Source organism: Streptomyces sp. NPDC031474 (assembly GCF_055581185.1).
Genome location: NZ_JBVIJX010000010.1, coordinates 285,349 through 292,304, shown reverse-complemented (window position 1 = coordinate 292,304; position 6,956 = coordinate 285,349). Strand labels below are relative to the sequence as shown.

Here is a 6,956-nt window from a genome sequence, read left to right as displayed (position 1 = left end):
GGCACTCGCAACAGATCCGCGCCCGGCTCACCGGACGGGCACAGCCCAGGACTCGAACCGGACACGGAGCAAGACACAGCCCCGCTCTCAGGTCGGGGCGCGGCCCGGTTCTCGAGACAGGGCCGCCGCTCGGCCCAGGTCTGCAGACATGGCACGGCCAGGCACTCGCAACAGATCCGCGCCCGGCTCACCGGACGGGCACAGCCCAGGACTCGAACCGGACACGGAGCAAGACACAGCCCCGCTCTCAGGTCGGCGCGCGGCCCGGGGCTCGGGACGGGGCGCGACTCAGGGCTCGGGACGGGGCGCGGCCTGGGGCGCGGCTCAGGGCTCGGGGTGGGGTCGGGCGCGGGGGCTGGGCGGGGTTCGGCGGGGGGGGCGGGGTGGGGGTGTTTTTGGGGGGCGGGGTGGGTTTCAGGGCGGGCATATTGTTACTGCGGGGTTTTGTCCTCGTGGTCCGGCGCTGCATGATGACTGACCGGCGTCGTCCCTAAGACGCCGGTAGGGCCTGCCCTACGCCGCCGCCGATTCGGAGACCTGGACGTGCCCAGCAAGAAGGCCCTCATCCGCCGCCCCAGCCCGCGCCTCGCGGAAGGCCTGGTGACGCATTTCGAGCGGGAGAAGGTCGACGTGGAGCTCGCCCTGGAGCAGTGGGAGGCGTACGCCGAGACGCTGCGGACGCACGGCTGGGAGACCGTCGAGGTCGACCCGGCCGACGACTGCCCGGACTCCGTGTTCGTCGAGGACACGGTGGTGATGTACAAGAACGTCGCCCTGATCGCGCGCCCCGGTGCCGAGTCCCGGCGCGAGGAGACCATCGGGGTCGAGGAGGCCGTGGCACGCCTCGGCTGCTCGGTGAACTGGATCTGGGAGCCGGGCACCCTGGACGGCGGTGACGTCCTCAAGGTCGGCGACACGATCTACGTCGGCCGGGGCGGGCGGACCAACGCGGCCGGCGTCCAGCAGGTGCGGGCCGCCTTCGAACCGCTCGGGGCGCGGGTCGTGGCCGTACCGGTGAGCAAGGTGCTGCATCTGAAGTCGGCGGTCACGGCGCTGCCCGACGGCACGGTGATCGGGCACATCCCCAAGGTGGACCGGCCTTCGCTGTTCCCGCGTTTCCTGTCGGTGCCCGAGGAGGCCGGCTCGCACGTGGTGCTTCTCGGCGGCCCGCACGTGCTCATGGCGGCCAGCGCGCCGAAGACGGCGGACCTGCTCGCCGATCTCGGTCACGAGCCCGTCGTGGTCGACATCAGCGAGTACGAGAAACTCGAGGGCTGTGTGACGTGCCTCTCGGTGCGGCTGCGCGACTTGTACGCCTGAACGGGTGATCGGATCACCTTTTCAGCCCTGGGACCTGCGGGTCCCGGGGCTGTTCGGCCTACCCCGAATCGCCCGGCGAAACACGGCTGATCAGCGATCTTTACAGCATCCTTAGCCTACGGCTTCGTAACCTACGGGTTCGTAGCCTACGATCCCGTAAGTTCCGGCCTCGCTCGCCGGATTGTGCCACTCCGCTTCACGTCCCCCTGGAGTACCTGTGACGATCACCTCCCCTCACCTCGGCAGCCCCGCCGTCTGGACCGACGCCAAGCTGCTGTACGCGCTGGAGGAAGTGGTCGAGACCGAACTCAACCGGCACCTGAAGGTCACCAAGGACTGGATGCCGCACGAGTACGTGCCGTGGTCCGACGGCCGCAACTTCCCCGGCTTCTTCGAGGACGGCGAAGCCTGGAACAAGGAGCAGTCGAAGGTCACGGAGATCGGCCGGATCGCGCTGGTCGTGAACCTCCTGACCGAGGACAACCTGCCCAGCTACCACCACGAGATCGCCTCGCTCTTCGGCCGGGACGGCGCCTGGGGCACCTGGGTGCACCGCTGGACGGCCGAGGAGGGCCGCCACGGCATCGTGATGCGCGACTACCTGCTCGCCTCGCGCGCCGTGGACCCGGACAAGCTGGAGCAGTTCCGCATGTCCCACATGAGCGAGGGCTTCGAGTCGGACAACCGGCACTCGATGCTGCACTCGGTGGCCTACGTCGCCTTCCAGGAGCTCGCGACCCGCGTCTCGCACCGCAACACCGGCCACCAGTCCGGCGACCCGGTCTGCGACCGCATGCTGGCGCGCATCGCGACCGACGAGAACCTGCACATGGTCTTCTACCGGAACCTGCTGAAGGCAGCCTTCGACCTCGCCCCCGACCTCACCATGCAGGCGGTGCGGGACGTCATCGTGAACTTCCGCATGCCCGGCCACGGCATGCCCGGCTTCGAGCGGTTCGCCGCGCAGATGGCCATCGGCGAGGTCTACAACATGCGCATCCACCACGACGACGTCATCCAGCCCGTGCTGCGCTTCCTGAAGGTCATGGACATCGACGGCCTCGGCCCCGATGGGCAGCAGGCGCAGGAGGAGATCGGCCTGTACATGGGCGGTCTGGACGCGGAGGCTCTGAAGTTCGACGAGAAGCTGGCCGCACGCAAGGCCCGCATGGCGGCCCGCGCCGCGGGCTGACCGCCCTCTCGTCCCACCGGTCCCACGAACGGCTCGCGCAGGAAACCGGTTCCCGGCGCGGGCCGTTCGGGCTGTCCGGATGCAGAGGCATCGTCGCGGCCCGGTGGCGGCCGGCCAACGTGTCGTGGGGAGCGGTCAGGCCGCGCGGCAGAGCACCGCCCGGCTGTCGGGCGCCGCGGTTCGGGCCACGGCGGCCTGGACGGGACGGGCGGTGCGGACAGCGTCCGCGACCTGCGAGCGGTGCCGCGCGAAGACGACCAGGCGCAACATCGCGAACCGTGCGACACCGGCGAGTGCGGAGGCGCACAGGTAGACGACCTGTTCGAGCACCGCGCCGGGCGCCGCCACCAGTTGCTGCAGGACAAGCATCGCCGCACAGGTCACCGCATACGCGGCCACCGCGGACCCGGCCGACTGCGCATGCTGGCGCCAGGTCGCGCGACCGCCCGCGCCGAAGGTGAAGCGGGCGTGCAACTCGGTGGCGAGCAGCGTGGACCCGGCGGTGATCAGGGCGTTGGCCAGCACCCAGGGAATCCACGAGCCGAGGGCCGCCACGGCGAAGCTGGAGGCGAGCCCCACTCCGCCGCCGCAGAGCACGAAGCGGGCGAAGGCGGTGAAGGCGGCGGGTGTCGCCGACTGCCGATTCCGCGCCGTCTCCATGATCCACCCCCCTTGATCGCTCATTCCGCCGACCGTGCGCCCCTCGACCTGCGAGGCCCCCGCCCCCTTGTTTCTCATGACGGAAAAGCTACGTTGCATTCACCAATCGGGCAACGCATTTATTGCGCACCGTGGACATATATGCAGCCCAAGGAGATAGAATCGTTGCAATGGATGTGAAACTAACGCAACGGATCAAGCCCTGCCCGTTGCAATGGTTTGGAGATGAACGCTACCGCGGAGAATGACGGCCCCCGGATCCTAACCGCACCCCCGCGACGCGGTCTCTCGGATTTCGGGGTCAGCGCGACGTACGGGTCAGTGTGCCGTGCGCCTGATCTGCAGGCGTTCCTTCTCGGACAGTCCGCCCCAGACGCCGAAGCGTTCGTCGTTGGCCAGGGCGTAGTCGAGGCAGGCGCTCCGCATCTCGCACATACCGCAGATGCGCTTCGCCTCCCGCACGGAACTGCCGGGCTCGGGGAAGAAGAAGTCCGCCCCGGTCTGCGCGCACAGCGCTTCCCGCTGCCAGGCGAGGTCGGGTGTGGGAATCGTGTCGGTGTACATGGCGAGAATCGTGCCCCGCGGCGACAAACGTTCCATCAACGCCGCATATACGCGCCGCGGCACGGCCCCGGCCGCCCCGATGATGTCCCGGCGACGACCACGACGCACGGCGGCGCGCGGCGCGCGCGGCACGCGCGCGATTGTCAGTGGGCGGTGCCAGACTCGGCAGTGCAGAGAACGGGAACCCCTTCGAGGAGGGCAACGATGCTCACCACCCGTTTCGTCAACGGCGCTCCCAACTGGATCGACGTCGGCACGTCCGACATCGACGGCGCCACCTCCTTCTACGGCGCGCTCTTCGGCTGGCGATTCCAGTCGGCAGGGCCCGACTCCGGCGGCTACGGGTTCTTCCAGCTGGACGGGAAGACCGTGGCGGGCGGCGTGCAGACGACGCCCGAGCAGGGCCCGCCGTCGTGGACGGTGTACTTCCAGACACCGGACGCGGAGTCCACGGCCAAGACCGCCGAACAGGCCCACGGCAGAGTGTTCTTCCCGCCGATGGACGTGATGGGCCAGGGCACGATGGCGGTCCTCGCCGACCAGGCGGGCGTGCCGTTCGGCCTCTGGCAGCCGGCGCTGACCAAGGGCGTGGACGTGGCGAACGAGCCCGGCTCCCTGTGCTGGGTCGAACTGTACACACCGGACATCGCCGCGGCGGCCGCCTTCTACAACACGACACTGGGTCTGGAGACTTCGGCCGTCCCCTTCCCGGGCGGCACATACACCTGCGTCAACCCCGCCGGCGCCGGGGAGGAGTCGATGTTCGGCGGGATCGTCCCGCTGGCCGACGATCCGACGGAGGCCGAGTCGGCGCCGTACTGGCTGCCGTACTTCGAGGTCACCGATGTGGACGCGGTCGTCGCCAAGGCGGAGGAACGGGGCGCCAGGACACGGATGCCCGCCACGGACGTCCAGGGCGTGGGCCGTATCGCCAAACTCGCCGACCCGTACGGCGCGCGCTTCGCGGTGATCAAGAGCGTGCCGCAGGAGACCTGAGGCGGTCAGGGACGGGCCGGGCTACGCCGAAGTGCGGCGCACCACCGTGGTGGGCAGGATCACGCCGCCCGGTTCGTCGTCGGCGGTGTGCCGGTCGAGGCGGCGCAGCAGGAGGCGGGCCATGATCCGTCCCATCTCCTCGATGTCCTGACGGACCGTCGTCAGCGGCGGGTCGGTCTGTTCGGCGACGGGCAGCATGTCGTCGAAGCCGACCACCGCGACGTCCTCCGGCACGCGCCGTCCGCTCTCGCGCAGGACGCGCAGGGCGCCCGCGGCGGTGAGATCGTTGGCGGCGAACACGGCGTCGACGTCGGGGCAGCGGTCGAGGAGTTCGCGCATGGCCCGCTCACCGCCGCCGGGGGTGAAGTCGCCCTCGACGACGAGCCGCGGATCGGTGTCGCCCATGACCTCTCGGTACCCGTCGAGCCGGTCCGCCGCGGACGTCTGGTCGAGGGGGCCGGTGAGGTGTGCGATACGGGTGCGGCCGAGGGCGGCCAGCAGGCGTACGGCCTCGCGGGCGCCGCCCCCGTTGTCGCTGTCGACGTACACGACGTCCCGTGTGCCGTCGCTCCAGCCGGGCCGGCCACCGAACACGGTCGGAACGCCGGCGCCCTGGATCAGGCCGGGGAGCGGGTCGTCGAGGTGCAGGGAGAAGACCAGCGCGCCGTCGACATGATGGCCGGCGAGGTAGCGGGCGACCCGCGCGTGGTCGTCGCGGCCTTCGGTGAGCAGCAGCACGAGCTGGTTGTCGTGAGCCGTCAACTCCTTGCTGATGCCGCGGAGTTGAAGCGCGAAGAAGGGATCTGCGAAGACCCGGGTCTCCGGTTCGGCGATGACGACGGCGACGGCGTCGTGCCGCTTCGTCACCAGACTGCGCGCGGCCTGGTTGGGGACGTACCCGAGTTCCTCCACAGCCCGCCGGACCCGCTCGACGAGCGGCTCCCGGACGCCGTCCCCGCCGTTGACGACTCGTGACACGGTCGCCCGGGAGACCCCGGCCCGCGCGGCCACGGCCTCCAGCGTGGGGCGCGGCACTGTCTCGGTCACTTCGGAGCTCCTCCTGGCCGGCTGCCGATCAGGATAGCTCCGGGCGACGAGCACGGTGAGAGCGCTCTCTCCGCCGGCCTCAGTGCCGGTGCGTCTCGGGTGTCCTGTCCGTAGCGCCCGGCTCCCCCGCCGCATGCGGCTCGTGCGGCTCGTACCCGGGGATCGTGCCGTCGGGCTTCTTCACCAGGAACAGTCCGACCATCCCCATGTCCGAGTGGCTCTGCACATGGCAGTGGTACATCCACGCGCCGGCGCCCACCCCCTCCCCCGCGAGCACCTGGAAGCCGAAGGAGTCGGCCGGGCCCACGATCTTGTTGTCGATGACCTGGCTGGGGTCGTCGGGGCCGGTGAGCATGCCGGTGCGGTTGTCGGCCCATCGGTGACCGTGCATATGGAAGGTGTGGTAGTACTCGCCGTGCGTGATCACCACGAACTCGACCCGATCGCCCACCGTCGCCTCGAAGTCGGGGCCCTGGTGGCCCGAGTGGGCGGGCCTGTTGTTGATCGTCATGTCGTTGAAGACGATCGTGTGGGTCACGTCGGGCAGGACGTCGCCCTTGCGCCGGACGATCACCGGCCCGTACAGGCCCTTGCGGATGCCGCCCGTGCCGTGTTCCGTTCCGACGACGTGGTCGTGGTAGTGCCAGTAGCCCGCGCTGCCCGCCCGCCAGGTGCCGTCGGCGCGGCGGCCGGGGGCGTGGGTGCGCCAGGTGTAGGTGCGGGTGCCGCCGGGTTCGACGTCACTGCTGTTCAACTTCGTTCCGTCGCTGGACACTTCGTAGTCCAGCCCGTGGACGTGCAGACTCGCCGCCACATCCAGGGTGTTCTCGAACTCGATGTGGACGGTGTCGCCCTCGTTGAGTTCGATGAGCGGCCCGGGGATGGTCGCCCCGCCCTTCTCGAAGCCGTAGCCGAACTGCCCGTCGGGGAGCTTCTCGGCGTACAGCTTGAGATGTCTGACCGCTCCCCCCGGCGGTGCGAACGTCGCCGGCTGGTCGGCGCTCACCGCCTCCGGGCCCAGGGACAACGATGTCGCGACGGCGGCGCCGCCCAGCAGCACCCGGCGGTTGAACCCGCGTCTGTCCATGCCGAACTCCCCACCCTGGTACGGAATTTGCGACGATGAAGAAGACGTGCCTGTGATGAACCTGTGAGACGGTACCGGTCGTTCCGCTGT

General features: G+C 69.9%; 7 protein-coding genes. 3 read left to right on the top strand and 4 right to left on the bottom strand.

Annotated features, from left to right (window positions below):
* Positions 1–543 precede the first annotated feature (543 nt).
* Entirely contained in the window at positions 544–1,320 is a 777-nt protein-coding gene (ddaH, locus tag ACZ5SK_RS22810) for a dimethylargininase (RefSeq protein ID WP_468415989.1), read from the top strand.
* A 217-nt stretch (positions 1,321–1,537) separates the two neighbouring features.
* On the top strand, positions 1,538–2,512 hold the full coding sequence (locus tag ACZ5SK_RS22805) for an acyl-ACP desaturase (RefSeq protein ID WP_334575284.1): 975 nt from the start codon (positions 1,538–1,540) through the stop codon (positions 2,510–2,512).
* 135 nt (positions 2,513–2,647) lie between these two features.
* Here the strand turns inward: ACZ5SK_RS22805 and ACZ5SK_RS22800 are convergent, their stop codons facing one another.
* Both ACZ5SK_RS22800 and ACZ5SK_RS22795 read right to left on the bottom strand, forming a co-directional pair.
* On the bottom strand, positions 2,648–3,172 hold the full coding sequence (locus tag ACZ5SK_RS22800) for a GtrA domain-containing protein (protein ID WP_468576562.1): 525 nt from the start codon (positions 3,170–3,172) through the stop codon (positions 2,648–2,650).
* A gap of 318 nt (positions 3,173–3,490) precedes the next feature.
* On the bottom strand, positions 3,491–3,736 hold the full coding sequence (locus ACZ5SK_RS22795) for a WhiB family transcriptional regulator (protein ID WP_334575285.1): 246 nt from the start codon (positions 3,734–3,736) through the stop codon (positions 3,491–3,493).
* A 204-nt stretch (positions 3,737–3,940) separates the two neighbouring features.
* On the opposite strand from ACZ5SK_RS22795, the gene ACZ5SK_RS22790 reads away from it, so the two are divergent.
* Positions 3,941–4,732, top strand: coding sequence for a VOC family protein (locus ACZ5SK_RS22790; protein WP_457494048.1), 792 nt, complete (start codon positions 3,941–3,943; stop codon positions 4,730–4,732).
* Between the two features lie 21 nt (positions 4,733–4,753).
* On the opposite strand, the gene ACZ5SK_RS22785 is transcribed toward ACZ5SK_RS22790, so the two are convergent.
* Together ACZ5SK_RS22785 and ACZ5SK_RS22780 are read right to left on the bottom strand one after the other, a co-directional pair.
* The gene (locus tag ACZ5SK_RS22785; RefSeq protein WP_468576535.1) at positions 4,754–5,779 is read right to left on the bottom strand and encodes a LacI family DNA-binding transcriptional regulator; all 1,026 of its coding nucleotides are present in this window, start codon (positions 5,777–5,779) and stop codon (positions 4,754–4,756) included.
* Between the two features lie 79 nt (positions 5,780–5,858).
* A complete protein-coding gene (locus tag ACZ5SK_RS22780) occupies positions 5,859–6,866 on the bottom strand; it encodes a multicopper oxidase domain-containing protein (protein WP_334575289.1) in 1,008 nt (335 codons plus the stop codon).
* Between the last annotated feature and the right edge of the window lie 90 nt (positions 6,867–6,956).